At 68.9% G+C, this 23,942-nt stretch carries 20 protein-coding genes; 8 read left to right on the forward strand and 12 right to left on the reverse strand.

Annotated features, from left to right (window positions below; all coding sequences use genetic code 11):
• Positions 1–56: 56 nt before the first annotated feature.
• The gene (locus tag ACYQZ5_RS07915; protein WP_379731138.1) at positions 57–812 is read right to left on the reverse strand and encodes an IclR family transcriptional regulator; all 756 of its coding nucleotides are present in this window, start codon (positions 810–812) and stop codon (positions 57–59) included.
• A 167-nt stretch (positions 813–979) separates the two neighbouring features.
• Between ACYQZ5_RS07915 and ACYQZ5_RS07920 the strand changes: the two genes are divergently transcribed.
• Entirely contained in the window at positions 980–2,176 is a 1,197-nt protein-coding gene (locus ACYQZ5_RS07920) for a dipeptidase (protein WP_379731139.1), read from the forward strand.
• Between the two features lie 76 nt (positions 2,177–2,252).
• Here the strand turns inward: ACYQZ5_RS07920 and ACYQZ5_RS07925 are convergent, their stop codons facing one another.
• The 7 genes from ACYQZ5_RS07925 to ACYQZ5_RS07955 form a co-directional block, all read right to left on the reverse strand.
• Positions 2,253–2,483 carry a hypothetical protein gene (locus tag ACYQZ5_RS07925; protein ID WP_379731140.1) on the reverse strand — a complete coding sequence of 77 codons (231 nt, stop codon included), beginning with the start codon at positions 2,481–2,483 and terminating at the stop codon, positions 2,253–2,255.
• 99 nt (positions 2,484–2,582) lie between these two features.
• Positions 2,583–4,919 carry a dipeptide ABC transporter ATP-binding protein gene (locus ACYQZ5_RS07930; protein WP_459845749.1) on the reverse strand — a complete coding sequence of 779 codons (2,337 nt, stop codon included), beginning with the start codon at positions 4,917–4,919 and terminating at the stop codon, positions 2,583–2,585.
• Positions 4,916–5,869, reverse strand: coding sequence for an ABC transporter permease (locus ACYQZ5_RS07935; RefSeq protein ID WP_379731243.1), 954 nt, complete (start codon positions 5,867–5,869; stop codon positions 4,916–4,918). The genes ACYQZ5_RS07930 and ACYQZ5_RS07935 overlap by 4 nt, the downstream gene beginning before the upstream one ends.
• The gene (locus ACYQZ5_RS07940; RefSeq protein ID WP_379731244.1) at positions 5,869–6,855 is read right to left on the reverse strand and encodes an ABC transporter permease; all 987 of its coding nucleotides are present in this window, start codon (positions 6,853–6,855) and stop codon (positions 5,869–5,871) included. Before ACYQZ5_RS07940 ends, ACYQZ5_RS07935 begins: the two co-directional genes overlap by 1 nt.
• A gap of 16 nt (positions 6,856–6,871) precedes the next feature.
• Positions 6,872–8,719, reverse strand: a complete 1,848-nt coding sequence (locus ACYQZ5_RS07945) for an ABC transporter substrate-binding protein (protein ID WP_379731245.1) — start codon at positions 8,717–8,719, stop codon at positions 6,872–6,874.
• Positions 8,720–8,809: 90 nt separating this feature from the next.
• Positions 8,810–10,636 carry a S9 family peptidase gene (locus ACYQZ5_RS07950; protein WP_379731246.1) on the reverse strand — a complete coding sequence of 609 codons (1,827 nt, stop codon included), beginning with the start codon at positions 10,634–10,636 and terminating at the stop codon, positions 8,810–8,812.
• On the reverse strand, positions 10,633–11,550 hold the full coding sequence (locus ACYQZ5_RS07955) for an alpha/beta fold hydrolase (RefSeq protein ID WP_379731247.1): 918 nt from the start codon (positions 11,548–11,550) through the stop codon (positions 10,633–10,635). Before ACYQZ5_RS07955 ends, ACYQZ5_RS07950 begins: the two co-directional genes overlap by 4 nt.
• Positions 11,551–11,667: 117 nt before the next feature.
• Here ACYQZ5_RS07955 and ACYQZ5_RS07960 point away from each other — a divergent pair, with 117 nt between their 5' ends.
• The gene (locus tag ACYQZ5_RS07960; RefSeq protein WP_459845754.1) at positions 11,668–13,143 is read left to right on the forward strand and encodes an amidase; all 1,476 of its coding nucleotides are present in this window, start codon (positions 11,668–11,670) and stop codon (positions 13,141–13,143) included.
• Positions 13,144–13,212: 69 nt separating this feature from the next.
• Positions 13,213–14,385, forward strand: coding sequence for a dipeptidase (locus ACYQZ5_RS07965; protein WP_379732579.1), 1,173 nt, complete (start codon positions 13,213–13,215; stop codon positions 14,383–14,385).
• A 195-nt stretch (positions 14,386–14,580) separates the two neighbouring features.
• On the opposite strand, the gene rdfA (ACYQZ5_RS07970) is transcribed toward ACYQZ5_RS07965, so the two are convergent.
• The 4 genes from rdfA (ACYQZ5_RS07970) to rdfA (ACYQZ5_RS07985) are packed head-to-tail and all read right to left on the reverse strand — an operon-like array spanning position 14,581 to position 18,402.
• Positions 14,581–15,183, reverse strand: a complete 603-nt coding sequence (gene rdfA, locus ACYQZ5_RS07970) for a rod-determining factor RdfA (protein WP_379818135.1) — start codon at positions 15,181–15,183, stop codon at positions 14,581–14,583.
• Between the two features lie 40 nt (positions 15,184–15,223).
• Positions 15,224–15,721 (reverse strand): Lrp/AsnC family transcriptional regulator, encoded by a 498-nt coding sequence (locus tag ACYQZ5_RS07975; protein WP_379732114.1) that lies wholly within the window; start codon positions 15,719–15,721, stop codon positions 15,224–15,226.
• Between the two features lie 56 nt (positions 15,722–15,777).
• Positions 15,778–17,718 carry an archaea-specific SMC-related protein gene (locus ACYQZ5_RS07980; protein ID WP_379732113.1) on the reverse strand — a complete coding sequence of 647 codons (1,941 nt, stop codon included), beginning with the start codon at positions 17,716–17,718 and terminating at the stop codon, positions 15,778–15,780.
• A 60-nt stretch (positions 17,719–17,778) separates the two neighbouring features.
• Positions 17,779–18,402 carry a rod-determining factor RdfA gene (rdfA, locus tag ACYQZ5_RS07985; RefSeq protein ID WP_379732112.1) on the reverse strand — a complete coding sequence of 208 codons (624 nt, stop codon included), beginning with the start codon at positions 18,400–18,402 and terminating at the stop codon, positions 17,779–17,781.
• A 303-nt stretch (positions 18,403–18,705) separates the two neighbouring features.
• Here rdfA (ACYQZ5_RS07985) and ACYQZ5_RS07990 point away from each other — a divergent pair, with 303 nt between their 5' ends.
• The 5 genes from ACYQZ5_RS07990 (at position 18,706) to ACYQZ5_RS08010 (ending at position 23,927) form a co-directional block, all read left to right on the forward strand.
• Positions 18,706–20,967 carry an AAA family ATPase gene (locus tag ACYQZ5_RS07990; RefSeq protein ID WP_459845758.1) on the forward strand — a complete coding sequence of 754 codons (2,262 nt, stop codon included), beginning with the start codon at positions 18,706–18,708 and terminating at the stop codon, positions 20,965–20,967.
• Positions 20,968–21,025: 58 nt separating this feature from the next.
• Complete coding sequence (locus tag ACYQZ5_RS07995) at positions 21,026–21,235, forward strand: hypothetical protein (protein ID WP_379732185.1); 210 nt, start codon at positions 21,026–21,028, stop codon at positions 21,233–21,235.
• Positions 21,236–21,283: 48 nt separating this feature from the next.
• Positions 21,284–21,436 (forward strand): DUF7550 family protein, encoded by a 153-nt coding sequence (locus tag ACYQZ5_RS08000; RefSeq protein WP_379732184.1) that lies wholly within the window; start codon positions 21,284–21,286, stop codon positions 21,434–21,436.
• Positions 21,437–21,583: 147 nt separating this feature from the next.
• A complete protein-coding gene (locus ACYQZ5_RS08005) occupies positions 21,584–22,750 on the forward strand; it encodes a hypothetical protein (RefSeq protein ID WP_379732183.1) in 1,167 nt (388 codons plus the stop codon).
• Between the two features lie 94 nt (positions 22,751–22,844).
• A complete protein-coding gene (locus tag ACYQZ5_RS08010; RefSeq protein WP_379732182.1) occupies positions 22,845–23,927 on the forward strand; it encodes an enolase-like domain-containing protein in 1,083 nt (360 codons plus the stop codon).
• Positions 23,928–23,942 lie beyond the last annotated feature (15 nt).

Below are 23,942 nucleotides of genomic sequence, written 5' to 3' on the forward strand. Positions count from 1 at the left end.
GCGTGATCGTTTCTCACACCGGAACGGGCGTTTACCATGGTAACAATTAACACACTCTACAGCAGCCTGATGTTCAGCTCCAGCTCCTTCTTCACGTCGAGGAGGAGTTGGGTGTACTCGCCGTCGGCGGCGCCGACGCGGTTGATCGGTCCCGAGATGCCCAAGGCGCCGACGACCCTGTCGTCCTGTGTCTCGATGGGGACCGAGACCGCGCCCAGCCCCTCGACCGTCTCCTCGACGTTGGTGGCGTAGCCGCGCTCCCGGACCTTGTCGAGTTCGTCGAACAGCACGGCCGAGTCGGTGATCGTGTGTTCGGTGATCGCGTCCAGCCCGTTCCGATCGATGTACGCCTCGACCGCCTCACGCGGCCACGTCGAGAGGATTGCCTTCCCCCCGGCCGTGGCGTGGAGCGGGCGGAACGTCCGGGCGTCCGACCGGGAGACGAGACCGTTCCGCCCCGTCTCCTTGAACAGGTACACCAGCCGGCCGTCCTCGTGTGTCGTGAACTGGACGAGCTCCCCGGACTCGTCGGCGAGGTCGCGGACCTTCCGCTTGATCATCGGGTAGGAGGGGTCCCGGAGGTGGATGCGGTTGGCGTAGCTGAGGAACTCGAAGGAGACGCGGTACTGTCCCTCCTCTCGGCTCACGTATCCAACGGAAACGAGCGTCGAGAGGTGCCGGTGGATCGTGCTCTTCGACAGCGCCAGCGCCTCGGAAACCTCCGTAAGCGTGACCGGTTCGTTGTCCCGAACGTGTTCGAGGATCTGAAACGATCGTTCGACCGACTTCAGCGGGTTCGAACCGTCTGCCATGGTCTTGTCGACGCTTCACATGGGGCCGGCTTAATGGTTCCGCCAACCGGAACGATCCTCCCACTGGTTCGAAGCGGGCGGCTCGGCGCCGCCGAAATATCTGTTCCCTGTCCCGGGAGCGGACACCCCCTCGAAAGAACTATGCCGGTTTGGTGACACCGCCACCCATGGGTACTGACAAGCAGTATCAGGGGTACGAGCCGTTCGACTACCTCGACGCCGGCGAGGACTACGAGGCGTTCGACACGCAGGACGGCCCGCACTACTTCGACGACCCGTACGAGATCCCCCTCGACGAGGCGGACGAGGCCCGTGCGGAACGGCTCTCCGCGGCGGAGACGATCGTCTCGCTCCACGAGCACGCGTTCTACTTTCCCGAGAACATCGAGGAGATCGACGACTACTGCCGGCAGGGCCGGGCGATGACCGCCTACGACGCGCTGGCGGCGTCGAACCTCGACGCGGTGTTCGACTGGCACCTCGACGGCGTGCTCCGGATGCACTCGAAGAACGGCTGGAAGTTCTCGGAGGTGGTCCACGATCTGGGGATCAGAGCCGCCGACATCGCGAAACAGGAGTTCGTCACCCGCGCCGGCAGCGTCGACGACATCCGCGAGGCCCACGAGAACGGGCAGGTCGCGATCGTCCCGAGCATCGAGGGCTGTATGATGATCGAGAACGAGCTCGACCGCCTCGACGTGCTCTACGGGCTGGGCGTCCGCGCGCTCGGAATCACCTACAGCGAGTCGAACGCGCTCGGGACGGGGATCAACGACGAGGACAGCGACGGCGGCCTCACCAGCTTCGGCGAGGACGCCGTCGAGCGCATGAACAAGCTCGGCATCCTGATCGACCCGAGCCACGCGAGCAGGCAGACCACCCTCGACACCTGCGCGGCGAGCGAGGACCCCGTGATGCTCTCGCACAACGGCGCCCGGGACCTGCTCGACATCACCCGCCTCGACGCCGACGAGGTGCTCGAAGCCGTCGCCGACACCGGCGGCGTCATCGGTATCCAGTCCGCACCGCACAACGTCGCCTCCCCGGACCACCCGACCCACACCATCGAGTCGGTGATGGACCACTTCGAGTACGTGAAGGATCTCGTCGGGATCGACCACGTGTCGTTCGGGCCGGACACGCTGTACGGCGACCACGTCGGCCTCCACAAGTACATGGGGAAGAACTACGACAAGTACCCCGACTGGCAGGAGGTCGAGTTCGAGTACGTCGAGGGAATGGAGAACCCCACGGAGGCGTGGCACAACATCGTCCGGTGGCTCGTCCGCGAGGGCTACTCCGACGAGGAGATCCGAAAGGTCACCGGCGGCAACACCCTCCGGGTGCTCGAAGCGGTCTGGTAGCCCGTCGGGGACCGCGTCGGCGCTGTCGAGCGTGAACGCTTTCGCCCCGCGGGATCGCACCGAACCGCAGCCCGGCTCAGTTCAGCGCCGAGTAGCCGAGCCCGCCGGCGAGGCTCATCAACGCGGCGCCGACGGCGGCGATCAGCACGCGATCGAACGTCGTCGCCACCAGATCGGAGAACGCGCCGAACACGGCGATCGAGAACCCGACGGCGGCCAGTACCGCGGCGAGGCTGAGCGTGAGCATGAACAGTTTCTGCCCGCCGGCAGCGATCAGACGACTCACGGGATTGGCGCTTTCGGCCATCGAGTAACCGTGTACATCGGTGCCACATAACTGTGTCGTCCGACGCCGAGCCGAAACGGCGTTCGGGCCGTCGTCGTCCCCCAGTCGGGGACGGGCGGCTCAGTCGTACAGGTGACAGGCCACCTGTCGGCCGTCCTCCAACTCGGCGAGTTCGGGCTCGTCGAGCTCACACGGCGTCGTGAACGCGTCGGCCAGCCGCTCGGCCGCCGCCTCGTTCTCGCCGCGGGCGAGCGCGGTCAGCGCCTCGTCCACGATCGCCTCGGCGTCCGCGTCGACGAACGTGCCGTCGAAGCGCCGCTCCTTGATCGCGGCGGCGACGGACTCGGGGTCGTCCGGCGACTCGGCTCGCTCCCGGGCGCGGTCGACGCGGACCGAGCCGGCGTCGAGGTCCTGCCGGAGGTCCATGAGCTCGCGGAACCGTCCGTCCGCGAACTCGAACTCCTCGGGCGGGATGACCGCCGGACAGCGCGTGTGGAACCGACAGCCCGACGGGGGATCCCGGGGCGACGGCGGCTCGCCGCTGATGTCCACCGGCGTCCGCTCGACGGTCGGGTCCGGCACCGGCACCGAGTCGACCAGCGCCTCGGTGTAGGGGTGTTTCGGGTCCTCGACGATCCGGTCGGTGTCGCCGACCTCGACGAACTCGCCGAGGTACATCACGGCCGTCCGGTCGCTGACGTTCCGGATCAGGCTGAGGTCGTGGCTGATGATCGACAGCGTCAGCCCCTCCTCGCGGCGGAGCCGCCGGAGGATGTTGAGCACGCTCGCCCGGATGCTCACGTCGAGCATCGACACCGGCTCGTCGGCGAGCAGGAAGCTCGGGTCGACGACCAGCGCCCGCGCGATCGAGACGCGCTGGCGCTCGCCGCCGCTGAGCTGGTCGGGGAACCGCCGCAGGTACTCCTCCGGCGGGGAGAGCCCAACCTCCGCGAGCGTCTCCTCGGCGACCGCGACCCGCTCGGAGTACGTCAGGTCCTCGCCCAGCAACGCCAGCGGCTCGGTGATCGTCTGCTGGACCGTCATCCGGGGGTTGAGGCTCTCGAACGGGTCCTGAAAGATCATCTGGGCCCGGCGGCGGAACTCCTCGTTGGGAATCTCGTCGATCGACTCGCCGTTCAGCGAGATCGTCCCGTCGGTCGCGGTGTGGAGGTTCAGCATCGTCCGCCCGAGCGTCGACTTCCCGCAGCCGGACTCGCCGACGATGCCGAATATCTCCCCCTCGCTCACGTCGAAGGAGACGCCGTCGACCGCTTTCACCGGCGTCGACTCCCGGCCCAGCAGCGAGTCGAGCAGCCCGCTGCCGGTGTCGAAGTACTTGCGGACCCCCTCGGCCTCGAATACCGCCTCGTCGCCGGGTTCGGCCGCGGCTTCGTCGCCGCCGGGGGCGCCGCCCCACGTCGCCGGGTCGGCGGCCTCCTCGCGGAGGCGGTCCACCTCGTCGACGAAGTGACAGCGCGAGCGGTGGTCGGGCGCGCCCGGCGCCGCCGTCAGGTCGGGGTGGTACTGCTCGCACTCGTCGGTCGCGAACGGACAGCGCTCCACGAACGGACAGCCCTGGCGTTCGCCCGTGAGCTCCGGGGCGGTGCCGGGGATGTCCACGAGCTCGCGGTCCGGGTCGGTGATGTCCGGGAACGAGTTCGCCAGCCCCAGCGTGTAGGGGTTCGAGGGGTTGGCGAACACGTCGGTCGCGCTCCCGACCTCCATCAGCTCGCCGCCGTACATCACGCCGACGTCGTCACAGATTTCGGCCATCACGCCGATGTCGTGGCTGATCACCAACATCGCGACGCCCATCTCCCGCTGAAGCTCCTCGAGTTCGGCGAGGATCTCGTCCTGTACGACCACGTCGAGCGCCGTGGTCGGCTCGTCGGCGATGATCAGGTCCGGGTCACACGACATGGCCATCGCGATCACCGCCCGCTGGAGCATCCCGCCGGAGAACTCGTGGGGGTAGTCCGCCATCCGGTCGGGCGTGAGGCCGACCTGCTCGAACAGCCCCTCGGCGTGTTCCCGTGCGGCCTCCCGGTCGCGGTCCGTGTGGAGTTGGATCACGTCGAGGATCTGGGAGCCGACGGTCTCGACGGGGTTGAGCGCGTTCATCACGTTCTGCGGGATCGTCGCGATCTCGTTCCAGCGGGCGTCCCGAAGCTCCGCGTCGCTCACCGCCGTAAGGTCGCGGCCGCCCTTGCGGACGCTCCCGTTCGTGATCTCGCCGTTCTCGTCGAGCAGGTCGATGAGCGCGCGGGCCGCCGTCGTCTTCCCGCAGCCGGACTCGCCGACCAGCCCGAACGTGGTGCCGGCCTCGACGCTGAAGCTCACGTTCCGGACCGCGTTGACGTCCGGTTCGTCCTCCATCCGGTAGGTGACTGAGAGGTCCTCGACGTCGAGGACCGTCCCCTGTGACTCGTCGGCCGTCGGTGTGGTCGTGCTACTCATTGGTTCGAACCGGGATTCATGACGTCTTCGAGGCTGTAGCCGATGAAGTAGAACGACGCCGCCAGCAGGGCGATCATGATCCCCGGCGGGATCAGCCACCACGGCGCCGTGTAGATGTATCCTTGCACCTGTATCCACTGCAGCATCGTCCCCCACGAGACTTGGGTGAAGTCGGCGAGGCCGAGGAACGCCAGACTCGCCTGAATCAGGATGGCGAACGCCGCGTCCTGCGCGAGGTAGATGAACCCCAGCGGCAGCACGTTCGGCAGCAGGTGTCGCCACATGATCCGGAAGTCGCTGGCGCCGCTGGCCTCCGCGGCCTCGACGAACGGCCGCTTCGACAGCGACAGCACCTGTCCGCGGATGACGATGGCGTTGTTCAGCCACGACTTCGCGACGATGCCGAGGATGATGTTCGTCGTCGTGACGCCGTTGATGAACACCAGCACGATCACCAGCGGCAGGAACGGCAGGCCGTACATCACGTCGACGACGCGCTGGATCCCCTCGTCGACCCACGTGTTGCTGTAGTAGCCGCTGATGATTCCCAGCGGGACGCCCACCAGCGAGGAGAGCACCCCCGCCGCCAGCCCGATGAACAGCGCCGTCCGGGAGCCGTAGATCAGCTGGGTCAGGATCCCGTGTCCGAGGTGATCGGTGCCGAGCGGCGCGAAGAACGGGTCGCCGAACGCGGGCGGGTGGGGGAGCTGGCTCGCCTGCCTGAACGTCGGGTTGTTGCCGAACGCCTGCCACTCGAGCGAGTGGGGCGCGATGTACGGCGCGAACACCGCGACGAACGCGATGGCGGCGATGATCAGCAGCCCCAGCACGCCCAGTCGGGACTCGGTGAACTGCCCCCACGTCCGGCGGACGCCGACGATCAGCGGGTAGAGCCGCTCTCGGATCCCGTTGTCGGCGTCGGCGTCGACCTCTCTGGTCTCGGTCGCCATCAGGCCTCACCCCCGAACTCGATCCGCGGGTCGATCATCGTGTACACCACGTCCGTGACGAGCCTGAGCACGACGATCAACACCCCCAGCGTGTAGAACGCCGCGAGCGCGGTCGGGAGGTCCTTCGCGAAGATGGCGTCGACCAGCAGTTGGCCGATCCCGGGCCAGGAGAACACCGTCTCGACGATGACCGAGCCGTCGATCATGAACGCGATGCCGATGATACCCTGCGTGATGACCGGGATCAGCGCGTTGCGCGCGCCGAAGCGGGTCATCACCGTCGGCTCGTCGTACCCCTGTGCGCGGGCGAAGTCGACGTAGTCGGCGTCGACGACGTCCTGCATCGTCGTCCGCATGATCAGCATCGGCCCCGCCCAGCCGACCAGCGCGAGCGAGAGCACGGGCAGGGTCATGTGCCAGACAAGGTTGATCACCGCGTCCAGCCAGTGGAAGCTGCTGGTGTACGGCGGCATCATCGAGCCGCTGGGGAACAGCCCCAGCTCGTAGGAGAACGCCCCAACGAGGATCCACCCCAGCCAGAAGAAGGGGATCGAGTACATGAACAGGCCGGTGGTGAACCCCGCGAGGTCGGTCTTCGTCCCGCGTTTCCAGCCCAGGAACGTACCGATGATCGTCCCCAACGAGTACTGGAGCATGAAGGCGGGCGCGAACAGCACGATAGTCGGCACGAACCGGTCGAGCAGGCGATCGCGCACCGGCTCCAGCGTCTGGACCGAGTAGCCGAAGTCGAACACCGTGACCGAGGTGATGAACTCGATGTACTGGCGCCAGATCGGTTGGTTCAGCCCGAACCGCTGCTCGATGTTCTCGATCTGTTCGGTCGTCATCCCCGGGCCTACCAGCGCGTCGATCGGGCTGCCCGGCATCGCGTGCATCAGGACGAACAGCAGGCTCGCGAGGATGTAGATAGTGACGACGCTGATCGCCACTCGGCGGAGCAGATAGCGGCCAGTAATCCGAACCATGGAGGTGGCGGGGAGGTTAGGCCTCGCGGACGTTCAGGTACGTCCACGGGTTCTGCGTGATACCGCCGGGCACCTTCACCCACCCCTCAAAGGTGTTCGAGGAGGCGTGGAGCCGGTTGGGGTACTCCGTCACGAGCACCGGCTGGTCCTCGTACACCCGAGCCAGCGCCTCCTTCGTGGCCTGCCGCTGGGCCTCCGGCTCGTAGGTCGTCTGGACTGCCGAGATCAGGTCGTCGGCGTTGGTGTACCCCATCGGGTTGAGGTGGACCTCGTCGCTGGAGGAGTCGGCGTCCACGCTGCCGCTGGTCAGCCAGAACCCCATGTACATGTGGGGCTTGGGCATCCAGATCCAGCCCGAGGACCACATGTCGAAGTCCTCCTGTACCCAGATGAGCGAGTTCTGGGAGCCCTCGGCGACCGGCTGGGTCTCCGCGGGGATGCCGACCTCGTTGAGGTTCTCGACGAACCGGGCGCCGGCCTGAGCCTCCACGGGCGCGGTGCTCGGCGGCGTGATCACGAGGCTGATCGGCCCCTGCCCGCCCTCGCCGTCGTTGTTGGTGTGGGCGTCCGTGAGCAGTTCGCCGTCGACGCGGATCTCCTGATCGCCGGTGACCTGCTCGGACTCGACGGGGCCGAACGTGTAGTCGTGTTCGCCGTCGGCGTTGCGGAGGAACTCACGCGCCTGCTCCACGTCGAGCTGGCCGTCGTCGGTCATGTACGGACCGTGCTCGATCGGCTCGTCGAAGCTGTCGGGCCGCCACGGCTCGTACACGCCCGCGGCCACGTAGTCGCCCGTCTCGGTCAGGCCGCGACGGAGCTGGCTCTGGAGGTAGTTGAACGGGTAGATGAACCCCAGACTCTGCCGGAACGGCTTGTCGTCGAACGGCACCCGGCGCATGTTGTGGGCGATGTAGTTGTAGCCACGCGCCCGGGAGTTCCAGACCTTGACCGAGTCGGCGTCCTGAAGCTGGAACGCGCGGTTCGGCGTGATGGAGTTGTACGTCAGGTCGACGTTGCCGCGCTGGAGCTCCTGAATCAGCGTCGTCATGTCGCCGAACACGCGGAACCGGAGCGACTCGATGTAAGGCCCCTCGTGAATCTCGTCGGGGAGCGTGTCCGGATTGGCGTTCAGCTCGTACCAGTTCCCGGGGTTGGAGTCGGCCCACTCGAACCCCTGTGCGCCGATCAGTTCGTCCGGGGAGTACTGGGTGTAGTCGTCGATGTCCTGCCAGACGTGTGCCGGCAGGATCGGCACCGCGAACACGCCAGTCTCGGGCGTGAACACCGCGGCGGTCGTGCTCTCCAGTTCGAACTCCAGCGAGTACTCGCCCGTGGCCTCGATGCTCGCGAGCTGGTTGGTGTTGGACTCGTAGCGGTGGCCCGACTGCTCCATCAGGTACTGGAACCACCAAGCGACGCCCTCGGCGTCGAGCGTCTCGCCGTCGGACCACTGGAACCCCTCGGTGATCGTCACCTCGCCGGTGAGCGAGTCGGGGTCGAACGACCAGTCGTTGAACACGTAGGGGTGGGTGTTCTCCACGTCGGCGGGGTCCCGGACCGTCGGGTACGGGTACATGCGGTCCATGATGGCCCACGCGTCCGAGTCGGAGGTCACCAGCGGGTTGAACGCCTGCGGCTCCGCACCGAGTCCGACCACCGGCTTCCCGCCGCGCTCGATGTCCTCGTCCGTCGAGAGCGGCGTCCCCTCGGCGGTGCTGCTCTGCGTGTCCGTCGCGTCCGTCGCCGTGTCCGTCCCGTCGCCGCCGGTACAGCCGGCGAGCCCGATCGCTCCCCCGACGGCGCCGTATCGGAGGATCGACCGACGGTCGACGAGCGGTTCCGTGTCTGGGTTGTCGTCCCTCATGGGTCTCTGTCTCACGGGAACGACCCTCCCACCATAAGTCTTAGCATAGCGTCCCGATGCGTCAGGCGGGAGGGGTTCGACGGCGGGGCGTCAGAGGTGCTCGTCGAACCAGCCGCGGGTCCGCTCGATCGCGTCGCGGCGGTTTGCCTCGTCGCGGAAGCCGTGCCCCTCGTCCTCGTAGATGGTGGCGTCGAAGGGGACCGGCCCGTCGTCGAGCTCGTCGATCAGCTCCTCGGCCTGATTGATCGGGACGCGCTCGTCCTCGGCGCCGTGGAGCACCCGGAGCGGCGTCTCGACGCGGTCGAGGTCGAACGCCGCGCTGGCTTTCCGGTAGAGCTCCTCGGCCTCCTCGGGCGTGCCGCCCATGTCCCGCTCGGTGAGCAGGCGACCCACGCGGTCGACCTCCTCGTAGTCGGTGAACTGGTTCGAGACGCCGTACCACTCGACGCCGGCGTCCCACACCTCGGGGTAGCGGGTGAGGCTCATCAGCGTCATGAAGCCGCCCCACGAGCCGCCGTAGATGCCGACGCTGTCGGTGGTGTACGGTAGCGACCGGACGAACCGCGCGGCCTCGCGGGCGTCGTCGACCTGCCCGCCGTGCCAGTCCTCCATCGAGAGCTCCTGGAACGCCCGCCCGTAGCCGCCCGAGCCCCGGAAGTCGATCGCGAACACCACGTAGCCGTGGGCGGCGAGGTACTGCTCGATGGGGTGCCAGCCGTCGCCGTACTGGAAGTGGCCGCCGCCGTGGACCTGCACCAGCGCCGGCGCGGGGTCGTCCTCGGTGACGCCGTCGGGTTTGTAGAGGTAGCCGTTGACGTACTGGCCGTCGAAGCTCTCGTAGGTGACGTTCTCCGGGACGACGACGCCGTCGGGCACCTCGGGGTCACGGAGCTGCTGTTCCTGCCCGCCCGCGGTCGGGATCGCCCGCGGGTGGGGCGGTAGCTCCGCCTCGGCGTAGGAGAAGCCGAGATACTCGCCGTCCGGCGAGAGCGATATCGGCCCCGCACCGAAGACGCCCTCGTGAACGGTCACGCGGGTCGGAATCCCCCGCGCGTCGCTCTCGTCGTGGAGCAGCATCGCCTCCAACTGCTGTTTCCCGCGCTCGCGGGTCGGGAAGAACAGCCGGTCGGTGCCGTCCCAGATCGGCTGCTGGACGTTGTACTGGTGGGACGCCTCGACCGGGTAGATCTCACGGGTCCCGCGGCGCAGGTCGTGGACGTGGATATCCTCGGAGTGGCGGTACCACGGCTCGGCGACCTCCTTGGCGAAGAACGCCACCCTGTCGCCGTCGGGCGCCCACGAGGGGACCGAGGTGACGCTCAGCCCGCGAGTGAGCCGGTCGACCTCGCCCGTACCGACGTGGACGACGTGTGCCTCGTCGGCCCAGTCGCGGCCGTGCCAGTCGGCGGCGCCCACGTAGGCGATACGGTCGCCCTCCGGCGACCACGCCGGCTCCCAGCGCTTGTCGTCGTGGGGGTTCGCACCCTCGGTGATCCGTTCGAGATTGCTGCCGTCGCGGTCGACGACCCAGATGTCGTTCCCCGCCTCGCCCCGGCCGGAGATGAACGCGATCCGCTCGCCGCCGGGCGAGAACCGCGGCGCGTTGTCGAACGCCTCGCTCGGTGCCGGCGTCGACTCCTCGCCGGTCTCGGTGTCGTAGACGCGGATATCCCCGCCGCGGGTGTACAGCAGATACCGCCCGTCGGGACCCCAGTCGACCTGCCCCCAGCGCCCGGAGATGCGCTCGTCGAACGCGACCACGCGCTCGGAGGCGTCGATGTCGAAGCGGTAGTCGTAGACGGCGTCGGCGCCGCGCTCGCGCTCGACGTAGGTGAGCCGCCGGGGCTCGCCGGGGCGCCACGACACCGAGAGCGCGTCGGCGAGGTTCATCACGTCCGGGTCGCTCGTCTCCGTCATCGTCGCTCACCCCCGTCGGCCGCGGCGTACGGCTCGCCGTAGCCGATCTCGTCGAAGAACTCCCGGACGCGAGCGATGAACTGGTCGTGCTGGTCGAGGTTCGGCGAGTGGCCGCTGGACTCGAAGATCACCAGCCGCGAGTCCGGCAGCAGGTCGGCGATCTCGACGCTGGCCTCCGGCGGCGTGATCCAGTCGTGGCGGCCGACGGTCACGAGCGCCGGCACGTCCACGTCGGGCAGGTCGTCGGTGTAGTCCATGTTGGGGTAGGCGTTGGTGAACATCTCGTTGTGGGTCTCGTGGTGGAAGTCGCGCTCGGCGGTCGACTCCTTCGCAGCCTCCACGTCGAACGCGTCGAGGTTGGGGGCGTACAGCGGCAGCATCCCCAGCCAGATGCGTTCGAACTCCTCGTCGGACTCGACGTTGCCGTCCATCACCGTCATGAACTCCTCCCAGGTGATGTCGGGCAGGTCGAAGTTCCGGGCCTTCATCTCGTCCCACGACTCCCGGGCGTTCTCGACGGAGTTGTCCTCGTAGGCGTGGGAGGCCGCGGTGTCCCGGAGCACGAACCCCTCGAAGTGGTCCCGGTCGCCGAACCGGGTCGCGTACTCCTGGGTGATGAAGCCGCCGTATGAGCCGCCGACGAGCACCACCTCGTCAAGGCCGAGATGCTGGATCAGCCCCTCGCAGTCCCTCGCGTACTGTTCGTTCGAGTAGGGCTCGGTCAGGCTCGACTGCCCGCAGCCCCGGTGGTCGTACACCACCAGCCGGTAGGCGTCGGTGAGCGCCTCGAACGCCTCCTTTCCCTTCTGGTGGTCGCTGATGCCGGGCCCGCCGTGCAGCGAGACGATGGCGGGCGCGTCGTCCGGACCGTGGACCTCGTAGTAGAGGTCGGCCCCGTTGATCTCTGCGTACATCTCCTCGGCGTACCCACTTGGCCGGGGTAGCAAATAGCTTGTGTACAGGTCACGTTTACCGCGATCCGTCGCCGCCGGCGTCAGCTTGAAGCGCCCCGCCCCGAACCTGGCACGCGTATGTCCGACTCCCCCAGCCCCGAGGACGTGGCGGCGTACGCCGACCGGCTCTCGCTGTCGGTCGCCGACGCCGACGCGCTCGCCGAACAGTTCGCCGAGCAGGATGCGGTGCTCGACGCGCTCGACGCGGTCGCCCCCGCCGCGCCGCCCGAGCGGGAGCACTGGGACCCCGACCCCGAGACGGACGAGCTCGGCGCGTGGCTCACGCGCTGTGACGTGGGGCGCGAGGGCGCTTCCGGCCCGCTCGACGGGCTGACCGTCGGCGTGAAGGACAACGTCGCGGTGGCGGGCGTGCCGATGACCTGTGGCTCGCCCCTGCTGACCGACCCGGCCTACGTCCCCGCCCGGGACGCGACTGTCGTCGACCGGCTGCTCGACGCTGGCGCCCGAATCGTCGGGAAGACCAACATGGACGAGTTCGCCTTCGGTGGCAGCCGCGAGAGCATGCGGCTCCGTCTCGCCCGGAACCCCCACGACCCGGAGCGCCAGCCCGGCAGCTCCTCGGCCGGCAGCGGTATCGCCGCCGCCACCGGCGAGGTCGACCTCGCGATCGGCTCCGACACGGGCGGGTCGATCCGCTTCCCTGCGGCGTGGTCCGGCGTCCCGGGGCTGAAACCCACCCGCGGGCTGGTGAGCCACGCGGGGTTCGTCCAGTACGCCAAGACGCTCGACAACGTCGGCTTCCTCGCCCCGACGGTCGAGAACCTCGCACTCGGACTCGACGCCGTCTCGGGCCCGGATCCGCGCGACGAGCGGACACGGGGGAGCGAGCCGACGGCCACCGCCGACGCCCTCGGGGATCCGGCGCCCGAGACGCTCACGATCGGCCTCCCCGAGGAGCTGTTCGGCGCGGCGCCCCGGATCGAGCGCGTCGTCCGCGACGCCGTCGACGAGCTCGCCGCCGCCGGCGCGACCGTCCGGTCGGTCTCGATCGAGAGCTACGATCTCTGGCTCCCGGCGTGGCTGGCCATCGGGATGACCGAGGTGGGGAACTACCTCGCGGCCGACACCACGAACTACTGGGCGCTCTCGCCCGGCGAGCGGGCGCTGGTCGAACGCCTCCACGAGGCCCGCGCCGGCGACGCCGAACTCGGCGAGCCGCTGAAAGCCGCCATGCTGTACGCCGAACACCGCAGCCGGACCGACGGCGACGCCGCCTACGTCGCCGCCCACGAGGCACGGCGCCGCCTCGCTGCCGGGGTCGACGACGCGCTCGCGGACGTGGACGTGCTCGCGTCGCCGACGGTACCGATGCTCGCGCCGACGTGGGACGAGGCGGTCGACGACCTGTTCGGCGCGCTCGCGAACACCGGTCCGTTCAACGTCAGCGGCCACCCCGCGGTCAGCGTCCCGTGTGGCAGCCTCGACGGACTCCCGGTCGGCCTCCAGTTCGTCGCCGAACGCGGCGCGGACGCGACGGCACTGCGGGCGGGAGCGTGCTGGACGGCCACCGCGGACCGGCCGGCCGACGACTGATCGCGGCCGACCTGCGCACTGTTCCCGCGACCCAAACGGCTAAGTAGCGCTCCGGTCCGTGTGGGACGTATGGGTGCAGACAAGCAGTTCGACGGGTACCAGCCGTACGACTATCTCGACGCCGGCGAGGACTACCGAGCGTTCGATCTCGCGGAGAAGACTGCGGGGTTCGAACCCCGGACGATCGAGCTTACCGACGAACAGGAGGCCCGCGTCGACGAGCTCACCGACGAGATCGTGCTCTCGCTGCACGACCACGCGTTCCAGTTCCCCGCGGAGATCGACGAGGACCTGTTCGACTACATCCGCGAGGGGCGGATCCACACCGCCTACGAGTTCCTCGCCGAGACCAGCCTCGACGCCGTCTTCGACATGCAGTTCGACGGGCTCTCCAGCGTCCACTCGCTGCACGGCTGGAAGTGGGACGACATCACTCACGAGGTCAGCATGCGGGCCTGTGACCTCGCCCACTCCGACTACGCGTTCCAGTGCCGGAGCGTCGACGACATCCACCGAGCCCGCGAGGAGGGGAAGCTCGCGGTCGTCCAGTCGATCGAGTCGGCGGCGATGATCGAGAACGAACTCGACCGGATCGAACAGCTGTACGGCATGGGCGTCCGCTCGATGGGGATCACCTACAACAGCTCCAACGCGCTCGGCACCGGCGGCGGCGACATCCGGGAGCGCGACGGCGGCCTCACCGGGTTTGGCGCCAACGCCGTCGAGCGGATGAACGACGTGGGGATGGCCGTCTCGGTCAGCCACGCCAGCCCGCAGACCTCACTCGACGTGTGTGACGTGAGCGAGAAGCCGGTGTTCGACACCCACGCGCTCGCGAAGGGCGCGGGGATGGGCGCCCGCGGCACGTCCGACGAGGTGTTCGAGGCGATCGCCGACACCGGCGGCGTCGTCGGCCTGCTCTCCTCGACCCACCTGCCCGACATCGAGACGTACATGGAGCACTTCGAGTACGTCGTCGACCTGATCGGGATCGACCACGTCGCGTTCGGGCCGGACGTGCTGTACGGCGATCACACCGAACTGCTGCGCGTGCTCTCGGAGTACCACGGGATGGAACTCCCGGAGTCCACCCTCCAGAGCGAGTACGTCGAGGGGCTGGAGAACCCCACGGAAGCCTGGCAGAACATCCCGCGCTGGCTGGTCGCCAACGGCTACGACGACGACGAGATCGAGAAGGTGCTCGGCGGGAACGTGCTCCGCGCGCTCGAACAGGTCTGGTAGGACCACCCCACCGTTTCTCCCGCTTTTCCACCCCTGAGCGGCAGCGCTGGCGACGCACCCCCGTCGGTAAATATCTCTACACAGGATTTTGAACCGAACAAGTATACATAGTAGAATTAGAGATAAAAACACCCATAGGAGTTTTAGCGTGCCGCCGTTCCACGCAAAATGCCAATCGCCACCGCGGAAAACGTGTCACTCGGACCCACAGTCGCACTCCACACAGTCACAGAACGCCCCCCTCGCGAGCGCCTCCTCGACGGGGACGGCCGTGTCGCAGGCCGAGCAGCGGACGCTGATCGTGACCGTCGGCTCCACCGCCCCGCCGGCGGAGAGCGTTCCCTTGTTCACCAGCGACCGGACGGCCTCGGCGGCCTCCGCCGTCGCGTACTCCGTGAGCCCGTCGAGTCGGTCGGCCTCCCAGTTCGACGGCGGTTCGGGGTCGCGTTCCGCCCCCAAGCAGTCCCGGAGGTGGGTCCTGACGACGCTGTAAGAGACGAAGTCGGCCCGGAGTTCGCCGACTTTCACGCCGGCCCGACGGAGCAGCGCGGCGACCGCGTCGGCGGTGTCGTCGCCGGTCAGCCGCTCGTAGCGCGAGCGCGCCTCGCCGCCGCCCGTGGGGAGGCCGACGCGTTCCATCTCGCGGCGCAGCAGCGTGGCGTTGAGCCAGTCGGCGAGCCGGCGATACCCCATCCGTTCGCCCGACTCGCCCCGCCAGCGCGTGACGAGCTCGTCGTCGAGCCGGTCGAGTCCCCGTTCGTCGAGCACGCGGCACACCTTGCAGCCGTGGTCGGTCATCGCGCCCCGCTACCGGCCGGAGGGAGAAATACCCCCGGCCTCACTCCTCGTCGCCCTCGCGGAGTCCCTGCCGGTAGTAGTCCTGCAGGTCGCTCCGGCGGTCGGTGACGACGATGAAGTCGATCTCGGCCACGCAGTCGTAGCCGCGGATCTCGGTGACCATCGCGTCGATGTCGGCCATCGTCGGCGCCATCCCGACGCCGTAGATGTCGTACGTGCCGACCCCTCTGGTGACGTGCCAGAACGGCATCTCGGCGATGCGGTCGAACGCCTCGCCCTTGTCGCCGGGACCGTCCGTCGCCCGGACCGAGATCCGGACGATCTCCCACGCCAACTGCTCGGGATCGAGCAGGAAAAACGGCGTCGTCGCCGCCATCAGGTCCGTCACGCGCCGGCGGACCCCCTCGGCGCTCATCTGGTACCCCTCGTCCTCGAGCCGGCGGGAGAGCTGTTGGTAGGACATCCGGGGGTCCTCCGAGAGGATCACCAGTATCTGCGTGTCGATCGCGTCGAACGCGTCGAACGGCGATTCGCTCATACTCTCCCTGTCGGTGGGGGCGTGTTAACAGTGTCGTCGGCAGCACGCCGGCGGGCTCAGATCTCGGTGATCCGCTCGTACTCGTCGTCGAGCGCGGCGGCGTCCTCCGGGAGAAGCGCGACCAGGAGGTAGTCGGCGTAGTCGGCGAAGTAGTCGACCAGCGCCGCGATGCGGGCGGAGTCGATCGCCTCCAGCGAGTCCAGCAGCACGAACGGGACCGTCTCGGCCACGTCGTGGACCAGATACCCCGCGAGCGCGAACACCAGCCCGATCACCTCGCGCTCGCTCTCCGAGAGGTGATCGACGGTGTCCTCGTAGGCCGCGCCCGACTCCGTAGTGCGGACGACGTGGAGTTCGAACGTCCGCTCGGTCACTTTCCGGCGTCCCTTCCGGGTCTCCTGTTCGACCCGCTCGATCCAGATTCGGTCGAGGTTGTCGTAGTCGAGCAGCCCGAGCACCGACTCCATGTGGTCGTTGAACCCCTCGACGGCCTCGCGCTCGATCCGCTCGATCCGGGTGCGGAGCCGCTCGATTCGGTCGTTCACCGACTCCAGCTCCTCGCGAACGTCGGCCTCCTCGGCGATCCGCTCCTCGGCCGCGTCGATCTCGTTCTCGACGTCCTCGCGGTCGCTCTCCAGCCGACCGAGTTCGTACTCCAGCTCGTTCGCGGTCTTGTGGAGTTCGAGCATGTCGCCGTACTCCGCCGCCTCCAGTTCGTCGACCGCGGCCTCGATCCGTTCGATCTCGCCGGTCAGCGACTCACGCCGGCCTCGTAGCTCCTCGATGGTGGCTTCGGCCTGCTCGATCTCCTCGTCCAGTTCGCGCAGGCGGCGTACGAGCCGCTCGCGCTCGCGGCGAGCCTGCTCGATCTCGTCTTTCTCTTCTTTGAGCTGCTCGATCTCGCGCTCCAGCCGGTCGACGTCGCCGACTTTCGACTGGCTGCGTTCCCGGAGCTGCTCGACTGTGGCCTCGATCTGACCGGGCTCGACGTCGGTGCCGCAGGTCCAGCAGGTGACGCTGTCGTCGACCAGCTTCTCCGTGACGCTGTCGGCCCCGTCCGACGCCAGCTCCGGCGGGGTCGCGGCGCCCTCGTCGTCGAGCATCCCCTCGTTGAACTGGATCACGCTCTGCAGTTCGTTCACCTGCGACTCCAGCTCCCCCTTCCGCTCGCGGAGCTCCCGGAGCCGGTCGTCGATCCCCTCGGGGTCGGCGTCGGCCGGGTCGGACAGCTCCTCCAGCTCCGCCTCGCGTTCCCGGCGCTCGGTTTCCAGCGCCGTGAGGCTCTCCTGCTCGGTGTCGAGTTCGTACCGGACGTCCTCCAGCTCCGCACGCTTCTCGCGGAGGTCGGCCAGTCGGCTCTCCAACTCCGACTGCTCCTCCCGGCGCGCCTCGATGTCGGCGTCGGCGGCGTCGAGCTCGGCCTCGGTCTCCTCGAGTTCGGCCCTCGTCGCTTCGATCTGCGTTTCGAGCGTCTCGCGGCGCTCCTCGAGCTCGCGGAGCTCCCCCTTCCGTTCGTCGATCGCGTCGAGTTCGGCGTTGAGGGAGTCCCGGCGGTCCTGAAGTCGGTCGATCTCGGCCTCGATCTCCGCGGTGTCGATCGGCCGCATTATCAGCTCCCGGAGGTCCGCGTTCGTCGCGACGGCGCGCCGGGCCTCGTTGGACTCGAGCAGGAACGCGAACAGGTCCGCCAACGTCGGGTCGTCGCAGTACGGGGCTCCGCTACGCTCGACGCCGCCGCTCCGCCGAGTGAACGTCCGGGTGTACGTCTCCCCGTCCAGTTCGAGCGTCACTTCGGCCTCGTCGGCGTCGCCCTTCATCGAGACGTTCTCGCTTCCCAGCACCGCCATCACCGACTGCAGGAACGAGGTCCGGTTTGTCGCGTTGCGGCCGACGAGGATCGTCACCCCGGGGTCGAACGTGACCGTCGTCTCCTGAATTCCCCCGATGTTTCGGGCGTGTACCGTCGCCGCGGATGCCGAGGCCTGTGGTCGCTGCATGGGCGTGCTGTCAGCGGCACTCCTATAAAAAATATTGGCCGAGCCGGGAGAACCGAACCGTTAGGTGTCTTCGCAGTCACATCCGCCGCGGTCGAGCAGCGCCTCGGCGTCGTACTGCGCGCCGCAGTCCTCACACAGGACGTTCACCTCCACGAGCGTCCGGAACGACCCCAACTCGATCTCGTCGGTGTCCCGTAGCTGCTCCAGTTTGCTTTCGGTGACCGTCCGGGCCCGGCCCCGAAGCCGCTGGATGTGTTTCTTCTCGGATTCGGCGCGGTCGACCGACTCCGCGTCGTACGACGCGCCGCGGTGGCCCTTGAGGTACGTCCGGATCGCCTGGTAGGTGACGAACTCCTCGCGGAGGCTGTCCACGTCGACGCCCTCCCGCCGGAGCCGGCGTTCGGTCCGGGTCCGGTCGCCGCCGCCGACCTCCTCGTCCGTCAGCAGGCGGTACGTGTTGTCGACCTCGCCGTCCAGCGGCTGCATCCCCGCCTCGGCCATCGTGCTCCGCAGGAGTTCGCGGTTGAACTCGTCGGCGAGGTCACGCAGGCTCCGTCGCTCGTCGCCGCTTGCGGTCCATAGCCGCTCTAAGCGGTCGCCGATGCCGTCGAGCCCGTGTGCCTCTATCAGTTTGACTACCTTCCCCCGCCTGCCCGCGCCGTTCGACGTTCCGGAGTCGCTCACTACCCCCACGCACACCGCCGACGAGTATAGGCTTGTGGGCTGAAGAATAACACCAGTACACCTGTTAGGGAACTCCGTGAAACCCGGCTCCGTCGTCACATCGGGTTTTCCTCCCCGATATCGGCCCGAACACGCATTGATAAATCATATACAGCGATACCAAATCGGGGTCCCTCCCGTTGTTCAGCCTCGGACCCGTCGTCGACCCCCCGGGCGGGCGACCGGGACCGCTGCCGGTCCCGCTCGGCGGTCGGCGGCGCCGTCTCCGGCAACGCTTTGGGGCACCCGTTCCCACCCGCGGCCATGAGCGACTCCCTCCGCCTGACGGTCCGCGCCGCCGAGAAGCGCGACGCGGGCCGCGGTATCGCGCGGCTCCCCGAGGCCGCCAGACAGCAGTTGGGACTCCTCTCGGGCGACACCGTCCTGATCGAGGGCGAGCGCGAAACCGTCGCGAAGCTCTGGCCCGCCCGCGGCGACGTTCCCGACGGCGTGATCCGGATCGACGCCGACAGCCGCGCCAACGCCGGCGTGAAAGTCGGCGAGACGGTTCGCGTCGCCGCCGCCGACCTGCCCGAAGCCGAGTCGATCACGCTCCGCGCGCCGGCGGCGCTGGGCGAGGTGGACGTCGATCGGGAGTCGATCGAGCGCCTCGTGAGCGAGGACGTGCGGAACCGCCCGGTCGCACCGGGCGATCGGCTCCACCTCGAACGGCTCTCGGAGATCGCGTTCACCGTCGACGAGGCCGACCCCGACGGGCGCGTCCGCGTCACCGACGACACCGACGTCCGACTGGTGATCGAGGGCGATTCCGTCGAGTCGGGCCACTCCGGCGGCGTCGGACAGACTGGGGGGACGGGTGGAGTGTCGACGACCGGGGTCGACGAGGCACCCGGGGGCACGAGCGACGACGCCTCCGGTGCCGCTGACGTGACCGGGAGCGGCGCCACCGGTACGGGCGTCAGCTACGAGGACATCGGTGGGCTTGACGAGGAACTGGACCTCGTCCGAGAGACGGTCGAACTCCCGCTGTCGAACCCCGAACTGTTCGCGCGGCTGGGGATCGACCCGCCGAAGGGGGTGCTGCTGCACGGCCCGCCCGGGACGGGGAAGACGCTGATCGCGAAAGCCGTCGCCAACGAGGTCGACGCGACGTTCATCAGCATCTCCGGCCCCGAGATCATGAGCAAGTACAAAGGCGAGAGCGAGGAGCGCGTCCGGGAGGTGTTCGAGGCCGCACAGGACGACGCCCCGGCGATCATCTTCTTCGACGAGATCGACTCCGTCGCGCCCAAACGCGACGACGGCGGCGACGTGGAGAGCCGCGTCGTCGGCCAACTGCTCTCGCTGATGGACGGCCTGAACGCCCGGGGCGAGGTGGTCGTGATCGGCGCGACCAACCGCGTCGACGAGATCGACCCCGCACTCAGGCGTGGCGGCCGGTTCGACCGCGAGATCGAGATCGGCGTCCCCGGGGAGGCGGGACGCCGCGAGGTGCTGGAGGTCCACACGCGGAACATGCCGCTGGCCGACGACGTCCGGATCGACCGGCTCGCCGAGCGTACCCACGGTTTCACCGGCGCGGACCTCGCGTCGGTGGCGAAGGAGGCGGCGATGTCGGCGCTCCGGCGCGCGCGCCGGGAGGGGACCGAAACCGCCGATAGCGAGCCTGAAACCGCCGTCGCGGCCGCCGACCTCACCGTCACCCGGTCGGACTTCGAGTCGGCGCTGGCGGCGGTCGAACCCAGCGCGATGCGGGAGTACGTCGCGGAGTCGCCGGAGGTCGGCTTCGACGACGTTGGCGGGCTGGAGGAGGCGAAAGAGACGCTCGAACGTGCAGTCGCGTGGCCGCTCTCCTACGGCCCGCTGTTCGACGCGGTCGAGGCGTCACCGCCGACGGGAGTGTTGCTCCACGGCCCGCCCGGGACGGGGAAGACGCTGCTCGCGAGAGCGATTGCCGGCGAGAGCGGCGTGAACTTCCTCGAAGTCGCCGGGCCGGAGCTGCTCGACCGCTACGTCGGCGAGAGCGAGAAGGCGGTCCGTGAGCTGTTCGAGCGCGCGAGACAGGCCGCGCCGGCGGTCGTCTTCTTCGACGAGATCGACGCCATCGCGACCGCCCGCGGCGGCGGGAGCGACTCCGAGGTCGGCGAGCGCGTGGTCTCCCAACTCCTGACCGAACTCGACCGCGCCGCGGAGAACCCCAACCTCGTCGTGCTGGCGGCGACGAACCGCAAGGACGCGCTCGACCCCGCGCTCCTCCGGCCGGGGCGGTTCGAGTCCCACGTCCACGTGCCCGCGCCCGGCGAGGAGGCGCGGCGGGCGATCCTCGCCGTACACGTCGAGGGGAAGCCCCTCGGCGACGACGTGGACCTCGACGCCGTCGCGGCGTCGATGGCGGGGTACACGGGCGCCGACGTGGCCGCGGTGGTCCGCGAGGCGACGCTGCTGGCGGTCGAGGACGTGACGAACCGCTACGCGGGCGAGGAAGCCAACGATCACGCCGAGGAGATTCTGCTCACCGGCGAGCACTTCGAGCGGGCGCTCGACGCGGTGGAACCATCGATCTGACGCTGCCCCATCCGCCACCTTCGGGTCGTTTATGCCTGTCGCGTCGTACTGTCGGGTTATGGCGTTCGGCCTCAGCAGGCGTGCGACGGCCGCGGCGGTCGCAGTCGGACTGACAGTGATCGGGATGACCGTCGGGACGATACTGTTGCTGGCGACCGGCCGGACCCACGTCGGCTGGTTCATGTTCCTGCTCTCCTTCGGCGGGTGGATGTTCGCCGCCGTGGCGGGGATGCTACTGGTGTGGGACTCCGGCTACTTGGACCGGTGAGCGCGTCGTTCCGATAGGCCAAAGTACGCGCCGGCCACAGTCGCCCGTATGGACGACCACGATCACGACGACGGCGACGAGGGGCGCGTCACCGCACCGATGCAGGAGTTCACGACCGGGGAGGCCGGCGTCGGCGCCGCGGTGCTCGTCGTCGGCCTCGTGCTGACGTTCGGGCTGGCGCTGGGACTGGTCGGGTTCTAAGCCGGCCCGCTTCGGCGGGCGCCGTCCGACGGGAAATCGATTCGCCGGCGGACCGCCGGCGATGGATTTTACTCCCATGTCGAACAGCTTACGGGTACGTGGGCGAGCACGAGACGTCGACGCCCGACAGCCCCGGGGCGAACTGAGATGGGAGAGTTCGAGGACCACTACGCGGCAGGGAGTCGTCGCTTTCCGGTCGCCAGCCTGTGGCTCGTGGTCCCCGTCTACGTGGGGACGAACGACCCGACGCTCGTCGTCCTGACGCTGGTGCTCGGGAGCCTGATCGTCCGCGCGGGTGCGGTGGTGCCCGACATCGACAGCCACGACTCGATCCCTCGCCGGAAGCTCGGCCGTCTGCTCACCGTCTGGGTGCTGCTCGTCTTCTTCCTCGCGTCGGTCGATCTCGTCGTGCCGGGACCGCTGCTCGCGGGCGTGCTGTCCGCGCTCCCGGTGGGGTTCACTCCGTCGGCGCTGTTCGTCCTCCTGCTGCTCTGGACCGGGCTGGCGTCGCGCCACCGGAGCATGACCCACTCGATCGTCTGGGGGGCGGCGCTGTCGGTCGCGTTCGGGGCGACGGGCTTTTTCTCGATCTATCGCGGGGGCGTCGCCGCGGCGGCGACCGTCGGCGCCGCGCTCGCGGCGTACTGCTTCGTCGGGTTCTACAGCCACCTCGATATCGACGACGAGGAGGACCAGGTCGTGCCGTCGCCCGACGAACGCGAGTTCGACGGCTACGAGCAGTACGTCCGGGACTGGACCGCGCAGTATCGGTGGCTGAGCGTCCCGGCGCTCGTCGCCGGCCTCGTCGTGACGGAGTCGGGGCTGCTGCTGCTCGCCGGGCTGGCGCTCGTCTACTGCGGGCTGCTCGCCGGGCTCACCCTCCCGAACATCGACCGAAAGCGCTCGGAGCCGCGCCGGGTGTTCGACCTCGTCGGCATCGGCGTGTTGACCGGCCTGTTGCTCCAACAACTGTTGGCGACCCGGGCCCGACTCCTCGCCGAGGGGGCCGAGCGGGCGCTGGCGCTCCCCTCGGGGACCGTCCCGGCGTTCTACCTGTTCCTGCTCGTGCTGTGGCTCGGCCGCGAGGGGAACCTCCTGCGGCGGCTCGGGCTGGGTAGAGTGACCCACACGCTCCACTGGCCGGCCGCGGTCTGTGCGTCGTTCGTCCTCCTGATCGTCGCCGGCACGTCGGGGCTGCCCCGCGATACGACCGTCTTCCTCGCGGCGGTCGGGACCGGTTCGATGCTGTACGGCTTCTACCACCACCTCAGGGAGGACGAGATCATCGCGGCGCCCGAACACGGCGTCGACTGAGCGTCCGAGGCGTCACACCGCGGGGACCGACGGACCGAGGTGAAACGTCCCGCCGCCCACCGGAGTTAACCCCTGCGGGCCGCTTGCTCCGACCATGAGCGACAGCCACGTTCCGGCCGAGTACCGCGCGATCGCGGCGCTCCCGCTGACGGTCGACGGCGTCGGCTACGAGCAGTTCGAGCAGGACACCTCCTCGGGGTTCACCCGCGTCACGACCGTCCTCGAACTCCGCGGCGACGGCGCGACCGGCCGCGGCGAGGACGTGACCTACGACACGGCGGACCACGAGCGCCTCGCGAGCGCGCTCGACGCGGGCGAACTCTCGCTCCCGACCGGCTCGTTCACGTTCGAGGAGTTCTCGGCGTCGCTCGACGAGGTGGAGCTGTTCCCCGGCGAGGGTCCCGAGCGCGAGGACTCACACGACTACCGACGCTGGGCGGTCGAGTCCGCGGCGCTGGATCTCGCGCTCCGACAGAACGACACCGACCTCCCCGACCTGCTCGACCGCGAGCACCGGCCGGTCCGGTTCGTCGCGAGCACGCGGCTGGGCGAGCCGCCGAGCGCCGACCGCGTCGACGAAGTCCGGTCGCGCACCCCGGGGATCGGGTTCAAACTGGACCCCACGCCGGAGTGGGACGACGACCTGATCGACGATCTGCGGGCCCGCGACGCCGTCCGCGTCGTCGATCTGAAGGGCCACTACGAGGGGACGGACGTGGACACCGAGGCCGACCCGGAGTTCTACCGCCGGATCGTCGACGGCTTCCCCGAATCGGTGGTCGAGGACCCGCTCGTGACCGAGGAAACGCGGCCGGTGTTCGAGGGGGAGGAGGGACGCGTCTCGTGGGACAGTCCGATCCACGGGCTGGACGACGTGCGCGCGCTCCCCTGGGAGCCGTCGTGGCTCAACGTCAAACCCTCCCGCTTTGGCACCGTCGAGTCGCTGCTCCGGACGGTGCGCTGGGCGCTCGACAACGGCGTGACGCTGTACGGCGGCGGCCAGTTCGAGCTCTCGGTCGGCCGCGGGCAGGCTCAGGAGCTCGCGTCGCTGTTCTACCCCGACGGGCCGAACGATCTCGCGCCCAGCGTCTACAACGAGGCGTCGCTCCCGCCGGAACTCCCGCGGAGCCCGATCGCCGTGCCCGCCCGCGGGAGCCACGAGGGGTTCGGGTTCTGACTGGCCACGGCGGCG

Source organism: Halolamina salina (assembly GCF_054653455.1).

What these genes read in the sequence shown, in the direction of transcription:
- ACYQZ5_RS07995 (WP_379732185.1), top strand. Translation starts at nt 21,026, where the DNA reads ATGGCGTTCGGCCTCAGCAGGCGTGCGACGGCCGCGGCGGTCGCAGTC.
- ACYQZ5_RS07960 (WP_459845754.1), top strand. Translation starts at nt 11,668, where the DNA reads ATGTCCGACTCCCCCAGCCCCGAGGACGTGGCGGCGTACGCCGACCGG.
- ACYQZ5_RS07975 (WP_379732114.1), bottom strand. Translation starts at nt 15,721, where the DNA reads ATGAGCGAATCGCCGTTCGACGCGTTCGACGCGATCGACACGCAGATA.
- ACYQZ5_RS07925 (WP_379731140.1), bottom strand. Translation starts at nt 2,483, where the DNA reads ATGGCCGAAAGCGCCAATCCCGTGAGTCGTCTGATCGCTGCCGGCGGG.
- ACYQZ5_RS07980 (WP_379732113.1), bottom strand. Translation starts at nt 17,718, where the DNA reads ATGCAGCGACCACAGGCCTCGGCATCCGCGGCGACGGTACACGCCCGA.
- ACYQZ5_RS07920 (WP_379731139.1), top strand. Translation starts at nt 980, where the DNA reads ATGGGTACTGACAAGCAGTATCAGGGGTACGAGCCGTTCGACTACCTC.
- ACYQZ5_RS08005 (WP_379732183.1), top strand. Translation starts at nt 21,584, where the DNA reads ATGGGAGAGTTCGAGGACCACTACGCGGCAGGGAGTCGTCGCTTTCCG.
- ACYQZ5_RS07915 (WP_379731138.1), bottom strand. Translation starts at nt 812, where the DNA reads ATGGCAGACGGTTCGAACCCGCTGAAGTCGGTCGAACGATCGTTTCAG.
- ACYQZ5_RS07935 (WP_379731243.1), bottom strand. Translation starts at nt 5,869, where the DNA reads ATGGCGACCGAGACCAGAGAGGTCGACGCCGACGCCGACAACGGGATC.
- ACYQZ5_RS07940 (WP_379731244.1), bottom strand. Translation starts at nt 6,855, where the DNA reads ATGGTTCGGATTACTGGCCGCTATCTGCTCCGCCGAGTGGCGATCAGC.
- ACYQZ5_RS08000 (WP_379732184.1), top strand. Translation starts at nt 21,284, where the DNA reads ATGGACGACCACGATCACGACGACGGCGACGAGGGGCGCGTCACCGCA.
- ACYQZ5_RS07945 (WP_379731245.1), bottom strand. Translation starts at nt 8,719, where the DNA reads ATGAGGGACGACAACCCAGACACGGAACCGCTCGTCGACCGTCGGTCG.
- ACYQZ5_RS07955 (WP_379731247.1), bottom strand. Translation starts at nt 11,550, where the DNA reads ATGTACGCAGAGATCAACGGGGCCGACCTCTACTACGAGGTCCACGGT.
- ACYQZ5_RS07930 (WP_459845749.1), bottom strand. Translation starts at nt 4,919, where the DNA reads ATGAGTAGCACGACCACACCGACGGCCGACGAGTCACAGGGGACGGTC.
- ACYQZ5_RS07965 (WP_379732579.1), top strand. Translation starts at nt 13,213, where the DNA reads ATGGGTGCAGACAAGCAGTTCGACGGGTACCAGCCGTACGACTATCTC.
- rdfA (WP_379818135.1), bottom strand. Translation starts at nt 15,183, where the DNA reads ATGACCGACCACGGCTGCAAGGTGTGCCGCGTGCTCGACGAACGGGGA.
- ACYQZ5_RS07990 (WP_459845758.1), top strand. Translation starts at nt 18,706, where the DNA reads ATGAGCGACTCCCTCCGCCTGACGGTCCGCGCCGCCGAGAAGCGCGAC.
- ACYQZ5_RS08010 (WP_379732182.1), top strand. Translation starts at nt 22,845, where the DNA reads ATGAGCGACAGCCACGTTCCGGCCGAGTACCGCGCGATCGCGGCGCTC.
- ACYQZ5_RS07950 (WP_379731246.1), bottom strand. Translation starts at nt 10,636, where the DNA reads ATGACGGAGACGAGCGACCCGGACGTGATGAACCTCGCCGACGCGCTC.